The sequence below is a fragment of the Leucobacter chromiireducens subsp. chromiireducens genome (assembly GCF_016758255.1).
Classification (GTDB): Bacteria; Actinomycetota; Actinomycetes; order Actinomycetales; family Microbacteriaceae; genus Leucobacter; species Leucobacter chromiireducens.
This window is the reverse complement of the sequence record NZ_QYAD01000004.1, coordinates 311,181-334,620: the sequence shown is the minus strand read 5'-3', so window position 1 is coordinate 334,620 and position 23,440 is coordinate 311,181. Positions and strand designations below refer to the sequence as shown.

22 protein-coding genes are annotated in these 23,440 nt (G+C 67.0%); 19 read left to right on the top strand and 3 right to left on the bottom strand.

Annotated elements, in window-relative coordinates; translation table 11 throughout:
* Nucleotides 1–54 precede the first annotated feature (54 nt).
* From murC to msrA, 12 genes are all read left to right on the top strand, one after another.
* Nucleotides 55–1,479: a UDP-N-acetylmuramate--L-alanine ligase gene (gene murC / locus D3226_RS12565; RefSeq protein ID WP_202382930.1), complete on the top strand. Its 1,425-nt coding sequence runs from the start codon at nucleotides 55–57 to the stop codon at nucleotides 1,477–1,479.
* Nucleotides 1,479–2,756: a cell division protein FtsQ/DivIB gene (locus D3226_RS12560; protein ID WP_202382929.1), complete on the top strand. Its 1,278-nt coding sequence runs from the start codon at nucleotides 1,479–1,481 to the stop codon at nucleotides 2,754–2,756. Before murC ends, D3226_RS12560 begins: the two co-directional genes overlap by 1 nt.
* A gap of 155 nt (nucleotides 2,757–2,911) precedes the next feature.
* On the top strand, nucleotides 2,912–4,141 hold the full coding sequence (gene ftsZ / locus D3226_RS12555; protein WP_202382928.1) for a cell division protein FtsZ: 1,230 nt from the start codon (nucleotides 2,912–2,914) through the stop codon (nucleotides 4,139–4,141).
* 5 nt (nucleotides 4,142–4,146) lie between these two features.
* Nucleotides 4,147–4,842, top strand: coding sequence for a YggS family pyridoxal phosphate-dependent enzyme (locus tag D3226_RS12550; RefSeq protein ID WP_202382927.1), 696 nt, complete (start codon nucleotides 4,147–4,149; stop codon nucleotides 4,840–4,842).
* A gap of 30 nt (nucleotides 4,843–4,872) precedes the next feature.
* Complete coding sequence (locus D3226_RS12545; RefSeq protein WP_202382926.1) at nucleotides 4,873–5,373, top strand: cell division protein SepF; 501 nt, start codon at nucleotides 4,873–4,875, stop codon at nucleotides 5,371–5,373.
* Nucleotides 5,374–5,376: 3 nt separating this feature from the next.
* On the top strand, nucleotides 5,377–5,673 hold the full coding sequence (locus tag D3226_RS12540; protein ID WP_202382925.1) for a YggT family protein: 297 nt from the start codon (nucleotides 5,377–5,379) through the stop codon (nucleotides 5,671–5,673).
* A 109-nt stretch (nucleotides 5,674–5,782) separates the two neighbouring features.
* On the top strand, nucleotides 5,783–6,454 hold the full coding sequence (locus tag D3226_RS12535) for a DivIVA domain-containing protein (RefSeq protein WP_202382924.1): 672 nt from the start codon (nucleotides 5,783–5,785) through the stop codon (nucleotides 6,452–6,454).
* Between the two features lie 9 nt (nucleotides 6,455–6,463).
* Entirely contained in the window at nucleotides 6,464–7,156 is a 693-nt protein-coding gene (gene lspA, locus D3226_RS12530) for a signal peptidase II (protein ID WP_420029099.1), read from the top strand.
* Nucleotides 7,143–8,075: an RluA family pseudouridine synthase gene (locus D3226_RS12525; RefSeq protein WP_202382923.1), complete on the top strand. Its 933-nt coding sequence runs from the start codon at nucleotides 7,143–7,145 to the stop codon at nucleotides 8,073–8,075. The genes lspA and D3226_RS12525 overlap by 14 nt, the downstream gene beginning before the upstream one ends.
* Before the next feature lie 470 nt (nucleotides 8,076–8,545).
* Complete coding sequence (gene dnaE, locus D3226_RS12520) at nucleotides 8,546–12,055, top strand: DNA polymerase III subunit alpha (protein ID WP_237462862.1); 3,510 nt, start codon at nucleotides 8,546–8,548, stop codon at nucleotides 12,053–12,055.
* A gap of 33 nt (nucleotides 12,056–12,088) precedes the next feature.
* Nucleotides 12,089–12,964 (top strand): ammonia-dependent NAD(+) synthetase, encoded by an 876-nt coding sequence (nadE, locus tag D3226_RS12515; protein WP_420029098.1) that lies wholly within the window; start codon nucleotides 12,089–12,091, stop codon nucleotides 12,962–12,964.
* On the top strand, nucleotides 12,961–13,485 hold the full coding sequence (msrA, locus tag D3226_RS12510; protein ID WP_202382921.1) for a peptide-methionine (S)-S-oxide reductase MsrA: 525 nt from the start codon (nucleotides 12,961–12,963) through the stop codon (nucleotides 13,483–13,485). The genes nadE and msrA overlap by 4 nt, the downstream gene beginning before the upstream one ends.
* 18 nt (nucleotides 13,486–13,503) lie before the next feature.
* Here msrA and D3226_RS12505 read toward each other — a convergent pair whose 3' ends face one another.
* Nucleotides 13,504–13,974 carry a single-stranded DNA-binding protein gene (locus tag D3226_RS12505; protein ID WP_202382920.1) on the bottom strand — a complete coding sequence of 157 codons (471 nt, stop codon included), beginning with the start codon at nucleotides 13,972–13,974 and terminating at the stop codon, nucleotides 13,504–13,506.
* 226 nt (nucleotides 13,975–14,200) lie between these two features.
* On the opposite strand from D3226_RS12505, the gene D3226_RS12500 reads away from it, so the two are divergent.
* A complete protein-coding gene (locus D3226_RS12500) occupies nucleotides 14,201–14,689 on the top strand; it encodes a DUF6993 domain-containing protein (RefSeq protein WP_337248989.1) in 489 nt (162 codons plus the stop codon).
* 16 nt (nucleotides 14,690–14,705) lie between these two features.
* On the opposite strand, the gene D3226_RS12495 is transcribed toward D3226_RS12500, so the two are convergent.
* Entirely contained in the window at nucleotides 14,706–15,524 is an 819-nt protein-coding gene (locus tag D3226_RS12495) for an aminoglycoside 3'-phosphotransferase (protein ID WP_237462810.1), read from the bottom strand.
* A 173-nt stretch (nucleotides 15,525–15,697) separates the two neighbouring features.
* Between D3226_RS12495 and ettA the strand changes: the two genes are divergently transcribed.
* Both ettA and D3226_RS12485 read left to right on the top strand, forming a co-directional pair.
* Entirely contained in the window at nucleotides 15,698–17,380 is a 1,683-nt protein-coding gene (gene ettA / locus D3226_RS12490; RefSeq protein ID WP_202382919.1) for an energy-dependent translational throttle protein EttA, read from the top strand.
* Nucleotides 17,381–17,444: 64 nt separating this feature from the next.
* Complete coding sequence (locus D3226_RS12485) at nucleotides 17,445–17,912, top strand: acyl-CoA thioesterase (RefSeq protein WP_202382918.1); 468 nt, start codon at nucleotides 17,445–17,447, stop codon at nucleotides 17,910–17,912.
* A gap of 27 nt (nucleotides 17,913–17,939) precedes the next feature.
* Here the strand turns inward: D3226_RS12485 and D3226_RS12480 are convergent, their stop codons facing one another.
* Entirely contained in the window at nucleotides 17,940–18,821 is an 882-nt protein-coding gene (locus D3226_RS12480) for an acyl-CoA thioesterase (protein WP_202382917.1), read from the bottom strand.
* 99 nt (nucleotides 18,822–18,920) lie between these two features.
* Between D3226_RS12480 and D3226_RS12475 the strand changes: the two genes are divergently transcribed.
* The 4 genes from D3226_RS12475 (at nucleotide 18,921) to D3226_RS12460 (ending at nucleotide 23,303) form a co-directional block, all read left to right on the top strand.
* On the top strand, nucleotides 18,921–19,568 hold the full coding sequence (locus tag D3226_RS12475; protein WP_202382916.1) for a DUF8185 domain-containing protein: 648 nt from the start codon (nucleotides 18,921–18,923) through the stop codon (nucleotides 19,566–19,568).
* Nucleotides 19,569–19,652: 84 nt separating this feature from the next.
* Nucleotides 19,653–19,919 carry a DNA-directed RNA polymerase subunit omega gene (gene rpoZ, locus D3226_RS12470; protein ID WP_025133648.1) on the top strand — a complete coding sequence of 89 codons (267 nt, stop codon included), beginning with the start codon at nucleotides 19,653–19,655 and terminating at the stop codon, nucleotides 19,917–19,919.
* Between the two features lie 121 nt (nucleotides 19,920–20,040).
* Nucleotides 20,041–21,231 carry a methionine adenosyltransferase gene (metK, locus tag D3226_RS12465; protein ID WP_202382915.1) on the top strand — a complete coding sequence of 397 codons (1,191 nt, stop codon included), beginning with the start codon at nucleotides 20,041–20,043 and terminating at the stop codon, nucleotides 21,229–21,231.
* A gap of 8 nt (nucleotides 21,232–21,239) precedes the next feature.
* Nucleotides 21,240–23,303, top strand: coding sequence for a primosomal protein N' family DNA-binding protein (locus D3226_RS12460; protein ID WP_337248988.1), 2,064 nt, complete (start codon nucleotides 21,240–21,242; stop codon nucleotides 23,301–23,303).
* Nucleotides 23,304–23,440: the final 137 nt, after the last annotated feature.

The window sequence follows — 23,440 nt, the reverse complement described above, 5'->3', positions numbered from 1 at the left end:
GCGCCCCGCAGGCTGGGCGCGGTACGCTTGACTGTCGACCCGCTAGGAGGATCCATGATCTACCCCGATCTCGAACTGACCATCCCTGAAGCACTCGGGAAGGTGCACTTCGTTGGCATCGGTGGTTCCGGCATGAGCGGGATCGCGCGCATGATGCACCAGGCCGGCGTCACCGTCACCGGTTCGGATCGCAGCGCGAACTACTCGACCGCGGCGCTCGAGGAGATCGGCATCCCGGTCGCGATCGGTCACGACGCAGAGAACGTCGGCACCGCCGACACGCTCGTGGTCACCGGCGCGCTCTGGCAGGACAACCCCGAGTACCAGCGGGCGCTCGCGACGAACATGCCCGTGCTCCACCGCTCGCAGGCACTCGCCTGGCTGGCGCGAGGCAAGCGTGTGGTGTCGGTCGCTGGCGCGCACGGCAAGACGACCTCCACCGGCATGATTGTCACCGGGCTGCTCGGCGCAGGCGCCGACCCGTCGTTCGTGAACGGCGGCATCATCGAGTCGCTCGGCGTCAGCTCCGGTCCGGGCACTGACGACCTCTTTGTGATCGAAGCGGACGAGTCAGACAAGTCGTTCCTGCTCTACGACACGGCGATCGCGCTCATCACGAACGTTGATCCCGAGCACCTCGACTTCTATGGCTCGCGTGAGGCATTCATGCAGGCGTTCGTCGATTTTGCGCGCGGCGCGCGCGAGCAGATCGTCATTTCGGCCGACGACCCCGGCGCTCTCGAAGTGCTCGCCGCGCTCCGCGCTGACAGCTCGGCGTCTCACGCTCCGATCCGAACCTTCGGCGAAGCCGCGGACGCCGATGTGCGGATCGTCTCTGTCGATGATTCGGGCCCCGTCCGTTTCACCGTCGCGATCGACGGTACCGAGCACAGCGCACAGCTCGCGGTCTACGGCCGACACAACGCGGTCAACGCGGTGGGTGCGCTCGCCGTGCTCACCGGACTCGGTTTCGAGCCTGCCGCGGCCCTCGCAGCGATCTCCGAGTTTGGTGGCACGAAGCGCCGCTTCGAGTTCCACGCTGAGGTGGCCGGTGTGCGTGTGTACGACGACTACGCGCATCACCCCACCGAGGTTGCCGCGCTTCTTGACTCCGCTCGCGCCGTCGTGGGCGAGGGAAGGCTTGTCGCGATTCACCAGCCGCACCTGTTTAGCCGCACGAGCATGTTCCACCGTGAGTTCGCAGAGGTGCTGGAAGCCGGCGCCGACCACACGGTGGTCCTCGCGGTCGATGGCGCGCGAGAGGACCCCGTCGAAGGGGTGACCGGCGCGCTCGTTTCCAACGATTTCACTGATGCGAGCAAGGTGTCGTACATCGACGACTGGGCCCGCGCTGCCGACTACCTGGCACAGATCGCGCAGCCCGGCGATGTCATGGTAACGATGAGCTGCGGTACGGTCTACCAGATCATCCCGCAGGTCGTTGCCGCGCTGCGCGGCCGCTTCGAGGTCGCCGAGTAATGAAGCGGCCGAGCGGGTTCGACCGGGCGCCGGAGCGTCCGGACTCGAACGAGCCCGCAGCGGCTGAAGATTTCGCAGAGACGGCAGCGTGGGATCCGGAAGCCCCGACCCCGCCACCCGCCGCCCCGCGGCGGAGTGTGCTTGATCGACTCCGCTCGGGGGTTGCCGGCGTGTCCTCGTCCGAGGCTCCGGCCGCGCGCGATACGGACGCTCACGACACCGTTGCGCGCGGTACGGACGTGTACAACTTCGATGCCCTGAACGAGGTTGCCGACAACGAGGTTGCCGAGAACTTGGTTGCCGAGAACGAGGCTGCCGAGCACGGACTTCCCGGGAGCGACGCTGCCTCGCTTCCTGGAGTTGAGTCCTCCGGCCTCGTTGATGCCGCGGACGCGCACACGGTCGATCTTTCCTCGATCCGGCCCGGCGCTGATGTTGCCGAGCCGGGGGAGCAGTCTCGCTCCGGTGGCGCGCTCGCGCGGTGGCGCGCGGATCGGGCAGAGGATCCCGTGCGCGCTGCCGAGCGCCGCGTGCGCGCCGCAGAACGGCAGCGGAAGTCTCAGCGCCGGAGAGAACAGCAGCGCTTTACTGTGGCCGCCCGTCGCCGTCGCCGCATGTGGTTGATCGTGCTCGGGGCGGTGGCTGGCCTAGTGCTCTTCGTTGCAGCGGGGGTGTTCACGCCGCTCATGGCGGTGCGGAACATTGAGCTCGTCGGCGCGTCAGGCGTGCCCGAAGACGAAGTTCGTGCGGCACTTGCGCAGTTTGAGGGCGTGCCGCTCGCGCTCGTCGACGACGGCGAGGTGCACCGCGCTCTTGAGCCGTTCCCGCTGATTCAGCGATACGCGGTCGAACGGATTCCTCCGCACACGCTTACGGTGCGCATCGAGGAGCGCGTCGCGGTGGTGTCCCTCGCCGAAGAAGATGGTGTGGGCCTGTACGACGCCGCCGGAGTGAAGCTTGGCAGTGCTGAGGCTGCACCGAAGGGGGTGCCGCTTGGGAGCGGGGCGTTGAAGGATCGCTCTTCGCAAGCCTTCCGTTCCGCCACTCGTGCTCTCCGAGATATGCCGAGCGAGCTGCGTGACCAGGTCTCCGGAGTGACCGCGTCGAGCGGGCAGGACGTCACACTGACACTCGCGAGCGGAATCGAAGTGATGTGGGGGGACGGGGAGTCCTCGCGACGAAAGTCGGCCGTCCTCGCAACGATGCTGAAGTCGCTCGGTGACCGCGAGGTCAGCTACATCGACGTGTCCTCATCTGAGGCGCCGGTCTTCCGGTAGCAACTCCCGCGCGAAGTTTTGTGATTCTGCGCGCGGACGCGGCGTGTCTGCGGCGCCGTGATGCAACGTGGCCCTAGCGTGGACGCAGAAACGTATTCAGCAATACTAACTTTAAACTTCAGGTAAAGGTTGAAGGTTAGGGGCGGAGGATCCAGGTGTCAGGGAACCAGAACTACCTCGCGGTAATCAAGGTCGTCGGTGTCGGCGGTGGCGGCGTCAACGCGGTCAACCGAATGATCGAGCTCGGCCTGCGTGGCGTCGAGTTCATCGCCGTGAACACCGACGCGCAGGCACTGCTGCTCAGCGACGCCGATGTGAAGCTTGACGTGGGTCGCGAGCTCACCCGCGGGCTCGGCGCTGGCGCCGACCCCGAGGTGGGCCGTCGCGCAGCTGAGGATCACGCCGAGGAGATCGAGGAAGCGCTCACGGGCGCGGACATGGTGTTCGTGACCGCAGGTGAAGGTGGCGGCACCGGCACCGGCGCTGCGCCCGTCGTTGCGCGGATCGCAAAGTCGATTGGTGCGCTCACCATCGGCGTCGTGACCCGTCCGTTTAGCTTCGAGGGCAAGCGCCGTGCTGCGCAGGCCGATGCGGGCGTGAACACGCTGCGCGAGGCGGTCGACACCCTGATCGTTGTTCCGAACGACCGCCTGCTCGACATAAGCGAGCCCGGGATCAGCATGATCGAGGCTTTCGCGGCTGCCGATCAGGTGCTGCTCGCCGGGGTCTCGGGAATCACCGACCTCATCACCACCCCGGGTCTTATCAACCTCGACTTCGCAGACGTGAAGTCTGTGATGCAGGGCGCCGGTGCGGCGCTCATGGGTATTGGTTCCGCCCGCGGTGCTGATCGTGCCATTAAGGCAGCGGAGCTCGCAGTTGCCTCCCCGCTGCTCGAGGCATCCGTCGAGGGCGCGCACGGCGTGCTTCTCTCGATCCAGGGCTCCTCGAACCTCGCCCTCAGCGAGATCTACGAGGCATCGACCCTCGTGCAGGATGTCGTGCACCCCGAGGCCAACATCATCTTCGGTACCGTCATCGACGACACGCTGGGCGACGAGGTGCGCGTCACCGTGATCGCGGCGGGCTTCGACGCTGATCAGGCTGCAGCCCAGGTCGCTGCGCCCGAGCGCGGCCGACGCGGCAGCCACGTGGAGAGCCTGGACGAGGTGCCCGGTGCCCGTGTCTCGGCCGGTGCCACCGCCGACGCGACCGGCCTGGGATTCCCCGGATTCAATGCGAACGGCGACAAGGGCGCAGAGGCGCCCGCAACCGGTCAGTTCGGTGAAGTGCTCTCGAACCCGCCGGTCGAGGCGCAGCTGAAGGATCCTGCGTTTGACGGGGATGATGACGACGACCTCGACATCCCCGAGTTCCTGAAGTAGCACGCATGAGTGAGCTGTCTCTCCCGGAGTTCCCCGGTCTTGCGGATCGCCTCGCGGCGGTGCGGGAGGGCGTCACTGACGCCTGCCGCGCTGCCCGGCGCGACCCGGAGGACGTCACCACGATCGTGGTGACGAAGTTCCACCCCGCAGCGCTCGTGCGGGCCCTTGCGGGCCTGGGCGTTTGTGACGTGGGGGAGAACCGGCATCAGGAGGCCCAGGAGAAGGCCGCAGAGCTCGAGGACCTCGGGCTGAACTGGCACTTCGTCGGCCAGCTGCAGACGAAAAAGGCGCGACAGGCCGCCCGCTACGCGCACGCGATTCACTCAATCGATCGTGCTCGCTTGATCGACGCGCTCAGCGACCTTGAGCGTCCGCTCGATGCATTCCTGCAGGTGAACCTCACTGACGACCCCGGTCGCGGGGGGATCGCGGCGGATGAACTCGAATCCCTTGCCGAGCATGCCCTGCAGAATCCGTCGTTGCGGCTGCGCGGTGTGATGGCTGTCGCCCCGCTAGACGAAGAGCCTGCGCGAGCGTTCGAGCGCCTCGCGGGCTATTCCGAGCGCGTGCGCGCCGTCGCGCCTGAAGCGCGTGACATCTCGGCGGGGATGACCCACGACTACGCCGAAGCAATCGCTGCCGGGGCGACACACCTGCGAATCGGCAGCGCAATCACAGGGAATCGACCCGAGCCCCGATAGTCTCGGAGCACCGCACCGTTGGGAGAGAATATGAGCAACCCGCTGAAGAAGACGATGGTGTTCCTCGGCCTGGCCGAGGAAGAGCTCGAAGAGCAGTCGGCCGCCGCGGAAGAGACCGCCGCTGTGCCGCGTGCGACCCCGGCTCAGGCCGCAAAGCCTGAACCCGTGCGCGCAGCTCCTGCGCCGCGAGCCGCGGTCACGCCGCTGCGCCGCGTCACTCCGACGACGCAGCCCGCCGCACAGCCGCTCAACGAGATCCTCACCGTTCACCCCACGGAGTACCGTGATGCCAAGGTGGTCGCTGAGAGCTTCCGCGCGGGCGTTCCCGTGATCATCAACCTCTCCCGCATGGACGAGGGGGACGCGAAGCGTCTTATCGACTTTGCCAGTGGGCTCACGATGGGGCTGAACGGCCGTATCGAGCGCGTCACGAGCAAGGTGTTCCTCCTGTCGCCCGAGCACATCGAGATCGCCGGCGAAGAGTCGCGTCAGAACGACAGCGGTTCGTTCTTCGTCTCGCCCGCGGAATAAGCAGTGGGAGTTCTCGCTGTCCTGTTCCTGGTGCTCCGTATCGCACTGCGGATTTACACCCTGGTGCTGTGGGCACGCTTCATCCTTGACTGGGTGACCGTACTCAACCGAAACTTCCGTCCGCGCGGCTTTGCTGCGGTGGCGGTGGAATTCGTGTACTCGATCACCGATCCGCCGATCCGGATGTTCCGGCGACTGCTGCCTCCGATTCGGCTCGGGCAGGTAGCAATCGACCTGGGCTGGATGCTCACCATGCTCGTCTGCATCATTCTCCTCGCAATCATCCCCGGTCGCCTGTAAACGGATTCTGCGCGAACGAAGCATTATTTGCTAGCGTGGTCACAGACCGCGTGTGTTCGAGCGTTGTCACAGACCACGTCAGTGGTCCCGAATCGAAAGAGACGAAACGATGGCCCTGACTCCCGAAGACGTCGTGAACCAGAAGTTCACGATCACCAAGTTCCGCGATGGCTACGACCTCGACCAGGTCGATGACTTCCTTGACACCATCGTCGAGGAACTCCGCCAGCATGAGCAGGAGAAGGACGAGCTCCGCTCGAAGATCGACGAGCTCACCGCAAAGCTTGCTGAGTGCGAGGCCGGCGCCGGCCACGAGGGGTCGGACGACTCCGCACCGTCCGAGCAGACCATCGTCGTTGACGCGCCCGCACCGGCGCCCGCTGCCACGCCCGCTCCGGTCGTTGCTGCTGCGGAGGGCACCCGCCCCGACGCCGTCAAGTCGAGCGCCATGCTCCAGCTCGCGCTCGAGCTGCACGACAAGCACGTGCGCGAGGGCGAGACGACCCGCGACGAGCTGATCTCTGAGGCAGAGTCCAAGCGTGACCAGATGATTCAGGACGCCGAGCGCACCGCAAAGCAGCTCGTTGAGGAAGCTCAGCAGCAGCGTGCCGAGGAGCTCCGCCTGCTCGGTGATGAGCGCGGTGACCTGCAGTTCAAGATCAAGGATCTGCGTCAGTTTGAGAGCGAGTACCGCTCGACGCTCCGCTCCTACATCCAGTCGCAGCTCCGCGGCCTCGACGGCTCGCCCGAGCCCGCCGGCGCACCCGACGGCCTGCAGTAGTCGTTCCGCGTGAACTTCGTCGCTCACGCGGCACCCGGCGCCACGGCCTCTCGGCCGTGGCGCCGCTTGGTGCCGCTGGTGTTGTTTGTCGTTGCGATCGCGGTGTTCACCGCCGACCAGCTCGTCAAGAACTGGGTGGTCGCCACCCTTCCGGAGGGCGTGACCGTCCCCGTGCTCGGCGACGTGCTCCGGTGGCACTTCGTGCGGAACCCCGGGGCAGCCTTCTCGCTCGCGACCGGGCAGACCTGGATCTTCACGATCCTGGCCGCCGCCGTTGTCATCGTCATCCTGTGGCAGATTCGCCGCCTCCGCTCGCTGCCGTGGGCGCTCTTCTTGGGGCTCCTGCTCGGTGGGGTGCTCGGCAACCTCACGGATCGGTTGACGCGTGAACCCGGGTTCCCCGAGGGACACGTCATCGATTTCATCTCCACGCCGTGGATGTGGCTGGGCTTTAACGAGGCCATCTACAACATTGCCGATATCGGCATTGTGTCGGGCATGATCCTGTTCATCGTGATCACGCTCCTCGGACTGCCGATCGACGGACGCAGCCGTGCGCAGGCCCGGGCCGACGAGGCAGCGGCCGAGGAGGCCAAGCTTGCTGCGAAGGCCGCCGAATCGGCGTCTGCGCCCGAGACAGATGCGTCGAGCACCGATTCCGCATCCGATGACTCCGAAGGGCGCGGCAATGCAACACCGTAGTCTCCCCGTTCCCGATGGGCTCGCGGGGGAGCGCGTCGACGCTGCGCTCGCGAAGCTCCTCGGGTTCTCGCGCAGTTTTGCTGCCGAGATTGCACAGGATGGGGGCGTCGCGCTCGACGGACAGACGCTCGGCAAATCGGATCGGCTCGCCGCTGGCGGCTGGCTCGAGGTCTCCTGGGAGGAGAAGCGCGGACCCGAGATCATCCCCGTGCACCTGCCCGAGCTCGGTATTGTGCACGACGACGACGACATCGTGGTGATCGACAAGCCTGCGGGAGTCGCCGCGCACCCCTCACTCGGCTGGGAGGGCCCAACGGTCCTGGGCGCCCTCGCTGGTGCGGGCTATCGCATCGCGACCTCGGGCCCGCCCGAGCGTCAGGGCATTGTGCACCGGCTCGACGCCGGCACGAGTGGGCTGATGGTTGTCGCGAAGAGCGAGCGTGCCTACAGCGAACTGAAGCGCGCGTTCAAGGAACGTGAGGTCTCAAAGATCTACCACGCCGTCGTGCAAGGGCACCCGGATCCGTTCTCGGGCACCATCGAGGGCCCGATCGGACGACACCCTGGCCACGAGTGGAAGTTCGCAGTGACTCGCGATGGCAAGCCGTCGGTCACGCACTACGAGACACTCGAAGCGTTCCCGTACGCCACGCTCCTCGAGATTGAACTGGAGACGGGCCGCACGCATCAGATTCGTGTGCATATGTCTGCGCAGCGGCACCCCTGTGTGGGTGACGGCATGTACGGTGCGGACCCCACGCTGTCTGCACGTCTTGGCCTTGGCCGCCAGTGGCTGCACGCAATGCGCTTGGGATTCCGTCATCCGGGCTCGGGGGAGCTTGTCGAGTACAGCTCCACCTATCCCGCTGATTTGCAGCACGCGCTCGACGTGCTCTCCGGCGCCACGCCGGGCAACTGACCCCACACAGACTGGTCGCGGAGCGCACCGCAGAAACGCCCTGGGCAGTCGCCCGGGGCGTTTGTGTTGTTCCGATTCGATCGAATACTTCACGAAGCCGCGCGATCCAAGTGGAAAGCTGCTTCACTCGGAGGCACAGCGGGTACAGAGCCTTTCCGTCCCGCATCGGGTCGCACGGGGAAGGGACGAGCTGTGAAGACTCAGGCATCGAAGGTAGCTGTTGGCCGTTGGAACCTGCGAGCGGTGTGTGAGCGGTGGCACACCTCGTTCAAGCGAATGACGCAGCCAAACGCCGAGTACGCGTGCCCGTGGTGCGCCGCCGACGTGCGGTAGCGGGAAACGCCGCGGCCACCCCGCGAATCACCCACCGCTGATCTGCACGGGGTACCCTTGAGGGGTCGGCGAAAGGGGCCCATTCGGTGTCAGAAAAAGACGGTTTCGTTCACCTCCACGTGCACAGTGAGTATTCGATGCTCGACGGTGCGGCTCGGGTGAAACCGCTCATTCAAGCAACCGCCGAGCAGGGGATGCCTGCGATCGCGGTCACCGACCACGGCAACACGTTCGGCGCGTTCGACTTCTGGAAGACTGCCCGCGACAACGGCGTGAACCCGATTATCGGCATCGAGGCATACGTCACACCCGGCACGCACCGGAGCGACCGCACGCGTGTGCGCTGGGGTGACGGCGGCGGCGACGACGTCTCGGGCGCCGGTGCGTACACGCACATGACGCTGCTGTCCGAGACCACTGAGGGCATGCACAACCTCTTCCGCTTGTCGAGCTACGCCTCAATCGAGGGCTACTACTTCAAGCCGCGCATGGACCGCGAGCTGCTGCAGCAGTACTCGAAGGGGCTCATCGCGACCACCGGCTGCCCGTCAGGGGAGATCCAGACCCGCCTGCGCCTGGGGCAGTACAAGGAAGCGCGCGAGGCGGCAGCCGAGTTCCAAGCCATCTTCGGCAAGGAAAACTACTTCTGCGAGATCATGGACCACGGCCTCGACATTGAGCGCCGCGTGCAGAAGGATCTCGTTGCAATCTCGAAGGATCTCGGGATTCCGCTCGTTGCTACGAACGACCTCCACTACGTGCACGAGGCCGACGCAGAGTCGCACTCCGCGCTGCTCTGCGTGCAGTCGGGCTCACGCCTCGACGACCCCAACCGCTTCCAGTTCAGTGGCTCCGGCTACTACCTGAAGACCGCCGCGGAGATGCGGCACATCTTCCGTGAGATGCCCGAGGCGTGCGACAACACGCTCCGCATCGCTGAGCGGTGCAGCTCGGAGTTCAACACCTCCGCCAACTACATGCCGCGCTACCCGGTTCCGGAGGGGGAGAACGAGGAGAGCTGGTTCATCAAGGAGGTCGAGAAGGGCCTGCACTACCGGTACCCGAACGGGATCCCGGATGCCGTTCGGAAGCAGGCAGAGTACGAGACCGGCGTCATCACGCAGATGGGCTTCCCGGGCTACTTCCTCGTGGTCGCTGACTTCATCAACTGGTCGAAGGACAACGGCATTCGCGTCGGCCCGGGCCGTGGCTCGGGCGCCGGCTCGATGGCCGCCTACGCGATGCGCATTACGGATCTCGATCCGCTGCAGCACGGCCTCATCTTCGAGCGCTTCCTCAACCCCGACCGTGTCTCCATGCCTGACTTCGATGTCGACTTCGATGATCGTCGCCGCGGCGAGGTCATCAAGTACGTCACCGAGAAGTACGGCGACGAGCGCGTGGCGCAGATTGTCACCTACGGCACGATCAAGTCGAAGCAGGCGCTGAAGGACTCCTCGCGTGTGCTTGGCTTCCCCTTCGGCATGGGCGAAAAGCTCACGAAGGCGATGCCGCCCGCCGTGATGGCAAAGGACATTCCGCTCTCCGGCATCACGGACCCGGATCACGCGCGGTACAAAGAGGCCGCCGAGTTCCGCACGGTGCTCCAGGAGGATCCCGACGCGAAGAAGGTCTACGAGACCGCGCTGGGGCTCGAGGGGCTGAAGCGGCAGTGGGGCGTCCACGCCGCCGGCGTGATCATGTCGAGCGATCCGCTGATCGACATCATTCCGATCATGAAGCGTGAGCAGGACGGCCAGATCGTCACGCAGTTTGACTATCCCACCTGTGAGGGCCTCGGCCTGATCAAGATGGATTTCCTTGGGCTGCGGAACCTCACCATCATTTCGGACGCGCTCGAGAACATCCGCTTAAACCGCGGCGTTGAGCTCGACCTTGAGCGCCTCGAACTCGATGACACCGAATCGTACGAGCTCCTCGCCCGCGGCGACACGCTGGGCGTGTTCCAGCTCGATGGCGGGCCTATGCGTGGCCTCCTGCGACTCATGAAGCCGGATAACTTCGAGGACATCTCGGCCGTGCTCGCGCTGTATCGTCCGGGGCCGATGGGCGCCGATTCGCACACGAACTACGCGCTGCGAAAGAACGGCCTGCAGCCGATCACGCCGATTCACCCGGAACTCGAGGAGCCGCTGCGCGAGATCCTCGACACAACCTACGGCCTCATCATCTACCAGGAGCAGGTGATGTCGATCGCGCAGAAGGTCGCCGGCTTCTCGCTCGGCGAGGCAGATATCTTGCGCCGCGCGATGGGTAAGAAGAAGAAGGAAGAACTCGACAAGCAGTACGCGGGCTTCTCCGGCGGCATGAAGGAGCGCGGCTTTTCGGAGGCCGCGATCAAGTCGCTCTGGGACATTCTGCTCCCGTTCTCGGACTACGCGTTCAACAAGGCGCACTCCGCCGCCTACGGCGTGGTGTCGTACTGGACCGCATACCTGAAGGCGCACTACCCGGGCGAGTACATGGCGGCGCTCCTCACGAGCGTCGGCGACTCGAAGGACAAGCTCGCGATCTACCTCAATGAGTGCCGACGCATGGGGATCAAGGTGCTCCCGCCCGCGGTCAACGACTCGTTCGCGAACTTCTCGGCGGTCGGCGACGACATCCGCTTCGGGCTCGGCGCGATCCGAAACGTGGGCACGAACGTGGTCGAGGCGATCCGTGAGGCGCGTGAGGGCAAGGGCTCGTTTGAGACCTACCACGACTTCCTCAAGAAGGTGCCGCTCGTGGTGCTGAACAAGCGCACGATCGAGTCCCTCATTAAGGCTGGTGCGTTCGATGGCCTCGGCGGCACGCGCCGAGCACTCGTCGAGATTCACGAGCAGACCATTGAGAGCGCAGTCAAGGAGAAGCGCGACGCCGAGAACGGAAACGTCGGCTTCGACTTCGACAGCCTGTTTGCCGAAGCGGCGGAGGCCGCCGGCGAAAGCTCCGATACGGCGTCGCAGGTGCCGGATCGTCCCGAGTGGACGAAGAAGGACAAGCTGTCCTTCGAGCGCGAAATGCTGGGCCTCTACGTGTCTGATCACCCGCTCCGTGGTCTCGACTCCGCGCTCGCGAAGGAGGCGAGCGCGACCGTACAGCAGGTGACGAACCCCGACGCATCGCCCGGCTTCGACGGCGAGATTGTTACGATTGCCGGCCTGCTCACGAGCGTGCAACATCGCACCGCAAAGTCCGGCAACCTGTACGGGATGGTGACGATTGAGGACTTTACGGGCGAGGTCCAGGCGCTCTTTATGGGCAAGTCGTACCAGGAATTTGGTGCGCTTCTGCAGCCGGACTCGATTGTGGCCATTCGCGGCAAGATGAACGCGCGCGACGACGGCATGTCGATGCACGCGTACGGCGTGCGTCCCATTGACGCTGCCGTGCAGGAGGACGCCGAGACGCTGATGCTGACCATCTCGGATACGCGCGCCACGGAAGACCTGATGGATGAGCTGAAGCGCACGCTGCAGCGGCACCGGGGTGAGAGCGAGGTGCGGCTCAACCTCATGACGTCCACGGCGATTCGTGTGTTCGAGCTGCCGCTCCAGGTGCGCGTCTCCGCGGATCTCTTCGGTGAGCTCAAGGGGCTCCTGGGGCCGCGCTGCCTGATGCCGGTGGACGAAGCGATCGCATAGCCGCGCGCGGCACCCCGGAGTAGAGTGGTGGGCGTGAGCGAGATGCAGCAGGAGATCATTCGACGGCTCGGCCCGGTGCCCGAAATCGACCCGGCGGCCGAGGTGATACGCCGCGTGAACTTCCTGGTGGAGTACGCGCGATCGATCCCTGGTGTGCGCGGTTTCGTGCTCGGCATTTCGGGCGGACAAGACTCTTCGCTTGCCGGTCGGCTTGCGCAGCTGGCTGTCGAGGAGCTCCGAGCGGGCGGCGCCGACGCAGAGTTTGTCGCGGTGCGGCTGCCGTATGCAGTGCAGCAGGATGAGGACGACGCGCAGCTCGCCCTCTCCTTCATTGAGCCCGACCGCGCGGTGACCGTGGACATTGCCGCCGGCACGGACGGCCTCGTCTCGCAGGTTTCGGCCGCGCTGGGCGAGCCGGTGAGTGACTTCAACCGGGGCAACGTGAAGGCGCGCATGCGAATGGTTGCGCAGTACGCCATTGCGGGCGACCGTGGTCTCCTGGTGATCGGCACGGACCACGCCGCGGAGGCGATCACGGGCTTCTTCACGAAGTTCGGCGATGGTGCAGCCGACGTGGTGCCGCTCGCCGGCCTCACCAAGGGCCAGGGGGCGGCGATGCTTCGCGCACTCGGCGCGCCAGACCGACTGTGGGAGAAGGTGCCGACGGCGGATCTGCTGGACGACCAGCCGGGCCAGTCGGACGAGTCGAGCCTCGGGGTGAGCTACCCCGAGATCGACGCCTACCTGCGCGGCGAGGAGGTCTCGGCCACAGCCGCGGCGAACCTCGAGCGCCGATACCGCAGCACCGAGCACAAGCGCCAGCTGCCCGTCGGGCCGGACGACGCTTGGTGGCGCGACGGAGCCACCGTGCAGAGTCGCGCAGAGTCCACGGGGGAGGAGAGCCGATGACCACCACATTCGTGCTTGCCGGGGGCTGCTTCTGGTGCCTCGATGCCGCCTACCGACAGCTCCGCGGAGTGACCGAGGTGCTCTCCTGTTACACGGGAGGCGCGGTGCCGAACCCGAGCTATGAGCAGGTCTGCACCGGTGCCACCGGGCACGCGGAAGCCGTTGCGGTGACCTTTGACCCCGAGCAGATCCCTGCCGAGGTGATTCTCGATGCGTTCTTTACCATGCACGACCCGACGCAGCTGAACCGCCAGGGTAACGACGTGGGCACGCAATACCGCTCCGCAATGTTCCCGTCCGACGACGCGCAGGCTGAGGTATTCGCGGCGGCGCGCGCTCGTGCGAGCGAGTGGTGGCCGGGCGAGGTCGTGACGACCATTGAGCCACTCGGAGAGGTCTTCCCCGCGGAGGAGTATCACCAGGACTTCTTCGCGAAGAACCCGACGCAGGGCTACTGCCTCGCGGTTGCGGTGCCCAAGGTGAACAAGGTGCGCGCGGCGTTCTCGGGCTACCTGCGCTAGACGAAGGCTCGCGGAGCATCACGCCGCCGCTGGGTCAGCTGCGGCCGGGCGCTCGGGCGCGGTGCCGGGAGCGGGCGTCTCCGCTGCGCTCGGGGCTATCGAGGCAGCCCCTACGGCAAGCCCCGCATCGAGCTGAGCCGCAGGGGTGAACCGCGTGGTGCCCCAGCGCAGATCCGGTCCCACGGCGTCGGCCTCGATTTCCGCGGTGATGCCGCTGCGCTCCTCGCTCTGCCACGCGCGCATGCGCAGTCGACCCGCAACGAGCACACGATCGCCCTTTGCGAGCGACTCTGCCGCGTGGTCGCCGAGCCCGCGGAACGCGTGCACGGTGTACCAGCTGGTATCTCCGTCGGCCCAGGTGTTGGTCTCGCGATCGTACCGCCGGGCGGTGTGCGCGAGACGAAACGTGCAGAGCGAGACGTCTGCGCCCGTGCGGATGAGGCGGGGCGGCGTGCCAATCGTGCCGACAACGCTGATGTGTGTGGTCATGGAGAGCTCGCTTTCATCGACGCGCTGCGGCGCACTGGGCTGGGGAGGCGGACGGCCCGTGCCGTGCGGGTGCCAGACCGTCCGCCCACTGAAAGCATCTCCCGGATCGGAGCGCCGCGGCCGGAGCCCGGCGTACCTGTGGAGAGTCACCGCCCGCCTCCGGGAAACCGACGGCTGTGAGCAAGCCACCAGCTGCGTTCGGCACGGAGTGCGTAGACTGTGGACCGTGAATCCAGGAGCATCGCCCCGCCGCCGCGCCACCGCCTTCGCCGCGCTCGCGGTCATGCTGCCGCTCCTCGCCGGCTGCTCGCTGCTGGAAGGCCCCACGCCCGACACCCCGCCGCGCGAGACCGTCGCGGTGCCGGAGGTTGCCCCGGAGTTCGTGCCCGGCGGCACGGCGGAGCAGAACCTGCCCTACTTCACGGAGGTGCTGCGCACATACTCGACCGGCACGAGCCCGATTCAGGGCGCCCAGGTCGTGCAGGCGGTGACCGAGGCCGGCTTCGATCCCGCGCTGATGCAGGTGAGTTTTGACCAAACGAAGACGAGCCTCCCCGCTGACAATATCTTCGTGTCGGTGCGTGCGGGCGCAGAGTGCCTGATCGGCCAGCTCGTCACGGAGGACCGGAGCTTTGTCGCCGCGGTCGAGCCGGCCTTGGGGCCGGACAAGACGATTTGCCTGATCGGCAAGACCGCCCCGATCGCGGGGCAGTAGCCGCCGCGGCGCCTCGCTACGTCAGATCCCAGAGCATGCGGTAGTACGCGATTCGATCGGGATCGGGATCGACGCCATACCCCTCGTACACGAGGTGATCGTATCCCGGGCCGTAGTTCCACTCGGTGCTCCATGCGGCGACGGCGAGATCAGCCCAGCGATCAGCGACGCCCAGCGCACCAAGGTCGACGTGCGCGGCAAATGAGCCATCCGCGTGCAGGAGCGTGTTCGGGGCGCAGGCGTCGCCGTGGCACACCACGAGCTGATCTGGCGCGGGTGTGTCCTGCAGCCGCGCGCGGGCCTCTGTGACTGAGAGGTGGCGGTAGGCCTGATCCCACTCTGCTGCTGCCTCGCCCCGGGCCACGCGCGCCTCGAAGCCAGGCAGCCGATCGGCGACCGACCAGGAATAGGGACACGCGTCTGCGGGGAGCGTCTCGTGCAGTTGCCGGAGCCCCGCGCCGATGCCGCGCGCCGCGCGCTCGGGATCCTCCCGCCACCGATCAGTCACCGCCGACTCCGCGGGAATCCCGACCGTGATGAGCCAGGCACCGCTCGCATCGGATCCCACGCTCACGAGCTCGGCCGCGCGTGCGCCGTGCGCTCGGGCCCACGTGAGCCGCTCCGCCTCCGCCGCGAGATCCTCCGCCGGTGCGCCCGCCGCGGCCCACTTCACAAAGCGCACCGCGCCCGCGGGCCCCGGATCGCGAAACGTCACGCCGCCGAAGCCATTCACCCAGACCGCTTCGAGTGCGCGCCCCGCTGTGAGCTCGTGCACGCGCTCGGGCACAGGAAGCGGGGCATCGGGGATCATAGCCAGCGGGCCGGTGGGACTCATGCGGGCGATTCTCCCACAGCGGTCCGCTTGCCCACCTGGGCGCGCTCGCCGACAGAGTCCGGGCCGCGGGGAGAACTGCCCTCCCGGCCCAGCTTCCTGCCGGTAGAGTAGTGGCATTCATCACATTGACCACGAGCAGGGAGTTCGGGGCGCTTCTCGCGCCTGGAAAGCATATGGCTGAGTACATTTACCAGATGGTTCGGGCGCGCAAGGCGCACGGCGACAAGGTGATCCTCGATGACGTGACGATGGCGTTTCTGCCCGGCGCGAAGATCGGTGTCGTTGGCCCGAACGGTGCCGGCAAGTCGACGATCCTGAAGATCATGGCCGGGCTCGACACGCCGTCGAACGGCGAGGCGATCCTGACCCCGGGCTACACGGTGGGCATCCTGATGCAGGAGCCCGAGCTCGACGAAGACAAGACCGTGCTCGAGAACGTCCAGCAGGGCGTCGCCGAGATCAAGGGGAAGCTTGACCGCTTCAACGAGATCTCGGCGGAGATGGCGAACCCCGACGCGGACTACGACAAGCTGCTGCCCGAGATGGGCGAGCTACAGGAAGCGATCGACGCGGTCGACGGCTGGGACCTCGACAACCAGCTCGAGCAGGCGATGGACGCGCTGCGTTGCCCGCCGTCTGACGCGATCATCTCGAACCTCTCCGGTGGCGAGAAGCGCCGTGTTGCGCTCTGCAAGCTGCTGCTCGAGAAGCCCGATCTGCTGCTCCTCGATGAGCCCACGAACCACCTGGACGCCGAGAGCGTGCTGTGGCTCGAGCAGCACCTCGCGAAGTACCCGGGCGCCGTCATGGCCGTGACGCACGATCGCTACTTCCTCGATCACGTGGCCACCTGGATCTGTGAGGTCGACCGCGGTCGCCTCTACCCCTACGAGGGCAACTACTCGACCTACCTGGAGCAGAAGGCCGCGCGCCTCGAGGTGCAGGGCAAGAAGGACCAGAAGATGCAGAAGCGTCTGAAGGAAGAGCTTGAGTGGGTGCGCTCGAACACGAAGGGGCGCCAGGCGAAGTCGAAGGCGCGCCTCGCTCGCTACGAAGAGATGGCAACAGAAGCCGAGCGCACCCGGAAGCTTGACTTCGAGGAGATCCAGATTCCGGCGGGCCCCCGCCTGGGCAACCTCGTGCTCGAGGCGAAGGATCTCACGAAGGGCTTCGACGGCCGCACGCTGATTGACGGCCTGTCGTTCTCGCTGCCGCGCAACGGCATCGTCGGCATCATCGGCCCGAACGGCGTCGGCAAGACCACGCTCTTCAAGACGATCGTGGGGCTTGAAGAGCTCGACGGGGGCGAGCTGAAGATCGGCGAGACCGTGAAGCTCAGCTACGTCGACCAGACCCGTGGTGGCATCGACCCCAAGAAGACGGTCTGGGAGGTCGTCTCCGACGGGCTCGACTACATGAAGGTCGGTAACGTCGAAATCCCGTCGCGCGCCTACGTGTCGACCTTCGGCTTCAAGGGGCCGGACCAGCAGAAGCCTGCCGGAGTGCTCTCGGGTGGTGAGCGCAACCGACTGAACCTCGCGCTCACGCTGAAGCAGGGCGGCAACCTGCTGCTGCTTGACGAGCCGACGAACGACCTCGACGTCGAGACCCTGACGAGCCTCGAGAACGCGCTGCTCGAGTTCCCCGGTTGTGCCGTGGTCATCACGCACGACCGGTGGTTCCTCGACCGCATCGCGACGCACATCCTTGCGTACGAGGGCACCGAGGAGAACCCGGCGAACTGGTACTGGTTCGAGGGCAACTTCGAGGCGTATGAGGCCAACAAGATCGAGCGGCTCGGTGCCGACGCGGCGAAGCCGTCGCGGGTGACCTACCGCAAGCTCACGCGCGACTAGCGCGACAGGGGCCCGGTTCCGATGCGGAACCGGGCCCCGCTGTTTTGGAACGGGGAGGACGCACATGGCGCGCACACACATCGACCTCGAGCTGCGCTGGGGAGACCAGGACGCGTACGGGCACGTGAACAACGTGGCCTACGCGCGCTTTCTTGAGGAGGCGCGCGTGCGCACCTTCTGGCTCGGCTCGGGCCGCGAACGCACGGGCATGGAGCGCCACTTCCGCGGCGATGACCCCGCAGGCCCGAAGATGCTCGTCGCGAACCAGCAGATCGAGTTTCTGAGCGTGCTCGAGTACGGGGAGCGACCGATCACGGTGGAGCTGTGGATCGGGAAGCTCGGCGGTTCGAGTCTCGAGGTGCACTACGAGATCATTGACGGTGCGGCTGCTGAGCGCACGGTCGTGGCGCGCGCGATCTCTCACATTGTCATCGTGGACGGCGTGACCATGCGCCCCATTCGACTGTCTGAAGCGGGACGCGAGTCGGTCTCAGCGTGGATGGATGAGCCCGTGCGCATGCGGCGCGGGTGATCCGGCGCAGCTCACGCCACGCGCAGGCTACTCCGCCGCGGAATCCTCGCTGCCCGGGGTGCGGATCATGCCCTCCTGCGACACGCTCGCGACCAGCACGCCGTTCCGATCGTAGAAGCGGCCGTGGGTCAGCCCGCGGCCGCCCTGCGCGGTGGGGGACTCGAGCTCGTAGAGCAGCCACTCGTCCACGCGGAACGGACGGTGGAACCACATGGCGTGATCGAGGCTCGCGAAGCGCATGCCCGGCGTTGCCCAAGGGATGCCGTGCTTCCGCACGATCGGCTCGAGCAGCAGGTAGTCGCTCGCGAACGCGAGCGCCGCGGCGTGCAGCATGGGCGGTGCGTCGAGGGTGTCGCGGCTGCGCATCCACACGCGCTGGCGATTGGTGCGCTCGGCAACCTCGAGCGTGATGTCTGACTCGACGTGTCGGAAATCGAACGGGCGGTTCAGCATCCAGGAGGCCTGGCCGTTCGAAGCCAGGTGGCCGTACTTCTCCCACACCGTGGGAAGCGACTCGGGATCGGGGAGCTCGGACATGTCGATGACGTCCTGGTGCTCGAGGCCCGTGTCCGGCTCCTGGAACGAGGAGATCAGTGACATGAGCACCTGGCCCTCCTGGTAGGCCTGGACGCGCCGAGTGGAGAACGAGCGGCCGTCGTACAGGCGATCCACCTCGAAGGTCATGCGCTCGGAGCTGTTGCCCGGACGCAGGAAGTACCCGTGCATCGAGTGGATCATGCGCCCCTCCGGCGCGGTCGTGCCGGCAGCGGCGAGAGCCTGGCCGAGCACCTGCCCACCAAACGAGCGGCCGTGCGGAGTGGGCAGCGCTGGCCCGGTGAGGATGTCCTCGCGGGTGCGCGCACCCGAATCCAAGACGGCGAGCATCATGAGGAGATCAGCGGCGGTCATGGTTCCTCCTGGCGGTGGCTTGGATCGGGTGATCTGGAGCAAGTCTAGGCCCGAGCGAGTCCCCAGGGAGGGATGCACGCGCTCACTACACTGAATGGAATGGGTGCCACACTGCAGCTCGCGGATCACGCGACGCGAGACGATCTCCGCATTTTCCTTGAGCGTGTGCAGAAAGTGGGGCAAGACGAGGTGCGGCTCGTCACCCGCGGCACGGTGCTTGCGGTGTACGGCTGCACGCAGGCGCCGCGCGGGATCACGGACACAGTGCCCGTGGTGCTCGTGATGCGTGGCTTCGCGCTTGCTGAGGTGCCGGAGTCGGACATCGACGAGACCGTGCAAGCGCGGGCGCTGCTCGATCGCATCGCGCGGCTCGGGATCATCGGCCTCGCGCTCGAGGTGCCCGACGTGACCGCCATGGCGGCGTGGGCCGGGGTGCTGCCACCCGTTGCGGGGTGGGAGGCGGCTGGTGCGCTCGACACCGCCTCGCTCAGCGAGGTTGCCCGCGACGGGATTGCCCGGGTCGCCGACGCGCTGCCCGACGACCCGGGTGAGGCGCTCGTGCACAAGGTTCGGGCCACGGTGTGGGGCACGGAGATCGCCCCGGGAATCCCGGCGGCCGCGGCGTTCGCGGGGGAGACGCTCGGCTTCCTCGGCATGCCGGAACCGGTGCGCGTGACCCGCTCGCTGACGTGGACGCGGCTGTCGACGCCACGCGGACACGTACTCGTTCGTTCGCTGCTCGGCTGAGTCGCCTCGCGCGGCGGCGCGCCTTGCGGTGCGGGAAACGAAAACCTCGGCTAAGATGGTGAGGTCAACCGGAGGAGTGTTTACATGGCAAATGTCAACGGCATCATCGACCCGCCCATCGACGATCTGCTCGAAAAGGTGGATTCGAAGTATGCGCTGGTGATCTTCGCCTCGCAGCGTGCTCGTCAGATCAACGATTACTACACGGATCTGCACGACGGCAACCTCTTCGACAACGTCGGGCCGCTCGTCGACTCGTCGGTCGACGACAAGCCGCTGTCGATCGCGCTGCACGAGGTCGTCGAGGGCAAGCTCACGATGACGAAGCGCGCGCCGGAGGCCGCTGAGTAATCTTTTGTTGCACTCGCAGCAGTGTCTGTGGCGTCGGATACCCTGAAAGGGACCGACGCCACCGGCGTTTTCGGGCATTGTCCCGCACCCACGTTCATTTCTTCACGCTCAAGGAGCCATTGTGTCGCTGCGTCAGTTCACCTCGGAGTCTGTAACCGAGGGGCACCCCGACAAGATCTGCGACCGGATCTCGGATTCGATCCTCGACGCCATGCTTGAGCAGGATCCGGGCGCGCGTGTCGCAGTCGAAACGCTCGTCACCACGGGCCTCGTGCACGTTGCCGGTGAGGTCTCGACCTCAGGGTACGTGGAGATCCCGCAGATCGTGCGCGATGCGGTGCGCGATATCGGCTACACGAACTCGGACATGGGCTTCGACGGCTCCTCCTGCGGCGTGTCGGTGTCGATCGGTCAGCAGTCGCCTGACATCGCCGGCGGCGTGGACACCTCGCTCGAGCTGCGCAGCGGTGCGCTCGATGACGACCTCAGCCGACAGGGCGCGGGCGATCAGGGCATCATGTTTGGCTACGCGACGGACGAGACCCCCGAGCTGCACCCGCTGCCGAGCTGGATCGCGCACCGTCTCGCGGAGCGGCTGTCGGCCGTGCGCCGTGCGGGCGTCATCCCCGAGCTGCGACCCGACGGCAAGACCCAGGTGACCATCGGCTACGACGGCGATCGTGCCGCGAGCATCGAGGCCGTCGTGGTGTCGACGCAGCACCAGGCGAGCATCTCGCAGCCCGCCCTGCGGGAGGCGATTGAGCGCGAGGTAATCCGCCCCGTGCTGGAGCGTGTGGAGTTGGCAAGCGACACCGCCGAGTTCTTCATCAACCCGGCTGGGCCGTTCGTGGTAGGCGGCCCGATGGGCGACGCGGGCCTCACCGGCCGCAAGATCATCATCGACACTTACGGCGGCGCGAGCCGACACGGTGGCGGCGCATTCAGCGGGAAAGACCCGTCGAAGGTTGACCGTTCCGCGGCGTACGCGATGCGCTGGGTGGCCAAGCACGTGGTGCGGGCAGGCCTCGCGAAGCGCGCTGAGTTGCAGGTGGCCTACGCGATCGGGCGCGCGCATCCGGTGGGCCTCTACGTCGAGACGTTCGGCACCGAGACGGTGCCGCGTGAGCGGATCGAGGAGGCCGTGCGTCAGGTGTTCGACCTGCGCCCGCTTGCCATCATCCGCGACCTCTCGCTGCTGCGTCCCATCTATGCGCAGACGAGCGCGTTCGGCCACTTCGGTCGTGAGCTGCCTGACTTCACCTGGGAGGCTACGCCCCGCGTCGCGGAGCTGCAGGCCGCCGCGGGCCTGTAGCGGGCGCCGTGGGCTCCGCCTTCGAGCGCGCCGAGGCGGCGGCTGCTCGCACCGTCGCACGGGTGCTGCTCGACTCCGCGCTCCCACAGCTCGACCACCTCTTCGACTACGCGGTGCCGGCCGAGCTGGCAGACGAGATCCGCGTGGGCCAGCGTGTGCGGGTGCCGTTCCGCTCGCGCGAGCGGAAGAGCTTCGGCTACGTGATCGAGTTCGTCGCGCGGAGCGAGTTCGGTGGTGAACTCGCGCCCATCGCTGACATTGTGACGCGGGTGCCGCAACTCACCCCCGAGGTGTGGCGGCTTGCCCGCGCGGTTGCCGATCGCGCGGGCGGTTCCGCGGGCGACATCCTGCGCCTCGCGATCCCCACCCGGCAGGTGCGCGTTGAAAAGCAGCACCTCGCCGCTGCAGAAGCCGCTGCTGCGAGCGAACACGCCGGAGACGTCGCTGAAGCCCCCGCCGCGGAGCCGCCGGTCGCTGATTCAGCGACTGAGTCACCTGGGACGCCCGAGGCCCCGATCGCGAGTGAGCTCGTCATGGGGGCCCGGCTCGCGCTGACCCCCTCGCACGGTCCCGAGCGACTCCACACTGGCGAGTGGGTGGGCGGCTGGGCCGCGCAGCTCGCGCGACTCGCGCTCGAGGTGCACGCGCTCGGGCGCAGCGCGATCCTCGTGGTCCCCGACTATCGCGACCTCGATCAGGTGCGTGACGCCCTCGAGGCATACGGACACGCGGACGCAGTGCGTGTGGACTCGCGTCAGTCGAACGGCGAGCGGTACGCGGGGTTCCTCCGCGCACTCGACAGTGAGCCGCGCATTATTCTCGGGAACCGCTCCGCCGTGTACGCGCCCGCGCACGCGCTTGGCGCGATCCTCTTTTGGGATGACGGGGATCCCGTGCTCGCGGAACCGCTCACCCCATACGTACACGCGCGTGATGCGGCGCTCGTGCGGGCGGAACAGAGCGAGGCCGGCCTCTTCTTTGCGGGGCACGCGCGCAGCGCTGAGGTGCAGCGACTCGTTGAGATCGGGTACGTGCGTGCGCAGGAGCACCCGCCCCGACGTACCCGTGTGGTGCACGCTGACGCGTCGCTCACCCCGGACGCGTTTGCCGGTCGCGTGCCGGAGTTTGCCGCGCGAACGATCCGCGAGGGGTTGAAGACCGGCCCGGTCCTGGTGCAGGTGGCCACCCCGGGCTACGCACCGGTTGCGGTGTGCGGCGACTGCGGGGACCTCGCGCGCTGTCGCGCGTGCGCGGGGCCCATCGGCTTCCGGGTGGTCGGCCGCGCCTCGTGCCGCTGGTGCGGCGAGTATGCGAGCGACTGGCGCTGCTCCTCCTGCGACAGCACCAGACTCGAGGAGCGTGGCATGGGATCCGGCCGCACCGTCGAGCAGTTTGAGCGGCAGTTCCAGGGCACGCGCGTGATCCTGAGCGATGGCGAGCACTCACGCGAACGCGTAGACGGCCGTCCCGCGCTCGTGGTGGCCACGCGCGGCGCTGAGCCGCTCGCGGCCGGCGGCTACCGTGCCGTCGTGCTGCTCGACGCGGAGCGCCTCCTCAGCATCGAGACGCTGCGCGCGGGGGAGGACTGCCTCCGGTGGTGGGAGAACGCCGCCGCGCTCGCCGCGCCAGACGGACTCTGCCTGATGGCCTCCGGCGGTGGGCCTGTCGTGCGCGCTTTCGTGACCGGGCGCACTGAGGAGTGGCTACGCGCGGAACTCCGGGATCGTCACGCGCTCCGCTATCCACCCCTCGTGCGTGTGGCGAGCGTGAGCGGCGGACCTGACGAGGTCGAGCGCGCACTGCAGCCGCTACGCGGCGTGCCTGGCGTTGACTTCTTGGGCCCCACCCCGCTCCCGTCCGGTGGTGTGGCTCGGCGGCCCGCGGGTTTGGTGCGCGCGATCGTGCGCTTCGATTACGCGCAGGGCGGCGAAGTGGCGAGTCGACTGCGCGGGGCCCTCGTTGCAGACGCGGCGGGCTCCGCCTCGCGCACCCGGGCGAAGAGCGCGCCGGGGAGGGCCCGGCCCGAAGCGTTGCGGCTCCGCTTCGATGACCGGGGCGTGTTCGATTCCTGAGCCCGCGGGCATTTCGCGCAGTCAGCGCGGCACATTGCGCAGTGTTTGGGGATCCCGAGTCCGCGACGCACACAACGATGAGAACCTCGGTGTAACCGCGAGTCGCACTCTGCGTCGCGTCTGTCTGGGGGGAGGAC

Coding starts and splice junctions, on each gene's coding strand:
- murC (WP_202382930.1), top strand. CDS start 55: ATGATCTACCCCGATCTCGAACTGACCATCCCTGAAGCACTCGGGAAG.
- D3226_RS12560 (WP_202382929.1), top strand. CDS start 1,479: ATGAAGCGGCCGAGCGGGTTCGACCGGGCGCCGGAGCGTCCGGACTCG.
- D3226_RS12550 (WP_202382927.1), top strand. CDS start 4,147: ATGAGTGAGCTGTCTCTCCCGGAGTTCCCCGGTCTTGCGGATCGCCTC.
- D3226_RS12545 (WP_202382926.1), top strand. CDS start 4,873: ATGAGCAACCCGCTGAAGAAGACGATGGTGTTCCTCGGCCTGGCCGAG.
- D3226_RS12535 (WP_202382924.1), top strand. CDS start 5,783: ATGGCCCTGACTCCCGAAGACGTCGTGAACCAGAAGTTCACGATCACC.
- D3226_RS12525 (WP_202382923.1), top strand. CDS start 7,143: ATGCAACACCGTAGTCTCCCCGTTCCCGATGGGCTCGCGGGGGAGCGC.
- dnaE (WP_237462862.1), top strand. CDS start 8,546: ATGCTCGACGGTGCGGCTCGGGTGAAACCGCTCATTCAAGCAACCGCC.
- msrA (WP_202382921.1), top strand. CDS start 12,961: ATGACCACCACATTCGTGCTTGCCGGGGGCTGCTTCTGGTGCCTCGAT.
- D3226_RS12505 (WP_202382920.1), bottom strand. CDS start 13,974: ATGACCACACACATCAGCGTTGTCGGCACGATTGGCACGCCGCCCCGC.
- D3226_RS12495 (WP_237462810.1), bottom strand. CDS start 15,524: ATGAGTCCCACCGGCCCGCTGGCTATGATCCCCGATGCCCCGCTTCCT.
- ettA (WP_202382919.1), top strand. CDS start 15,698: ATGGCTGAGTACATTTACCAGATGGTTCGGGCGCGCAAGGCGCACGGC.
- D3226_RS12485 (WP_202382918.1), top strand. CDS start 17,445: ATGGCGCGCACACACATCGACCTCGAGCTGCGCTGGGGAGACCAGGAC.
- D3226_RS12480 (WP_202382917.1), bottom strand. CDS start 18,821: ATGACCGCCGCTGATCTCCTCATGATGCTCGCCGTCTTGGATTCGGGT.
- D3226_RS12475 (WP_202382916.1), top strand. CDS start 18,921: ATGGGTGCCACACTGCAGCTCGCGGATCACGCGACGCGAGACGATCTC.
- rpoZ (WP_025133648.1), top strand. CDS start 19,653: ATGGCAAATGTCAACGGCATCATCGACCCGCCCATCGACGATCTGCTC.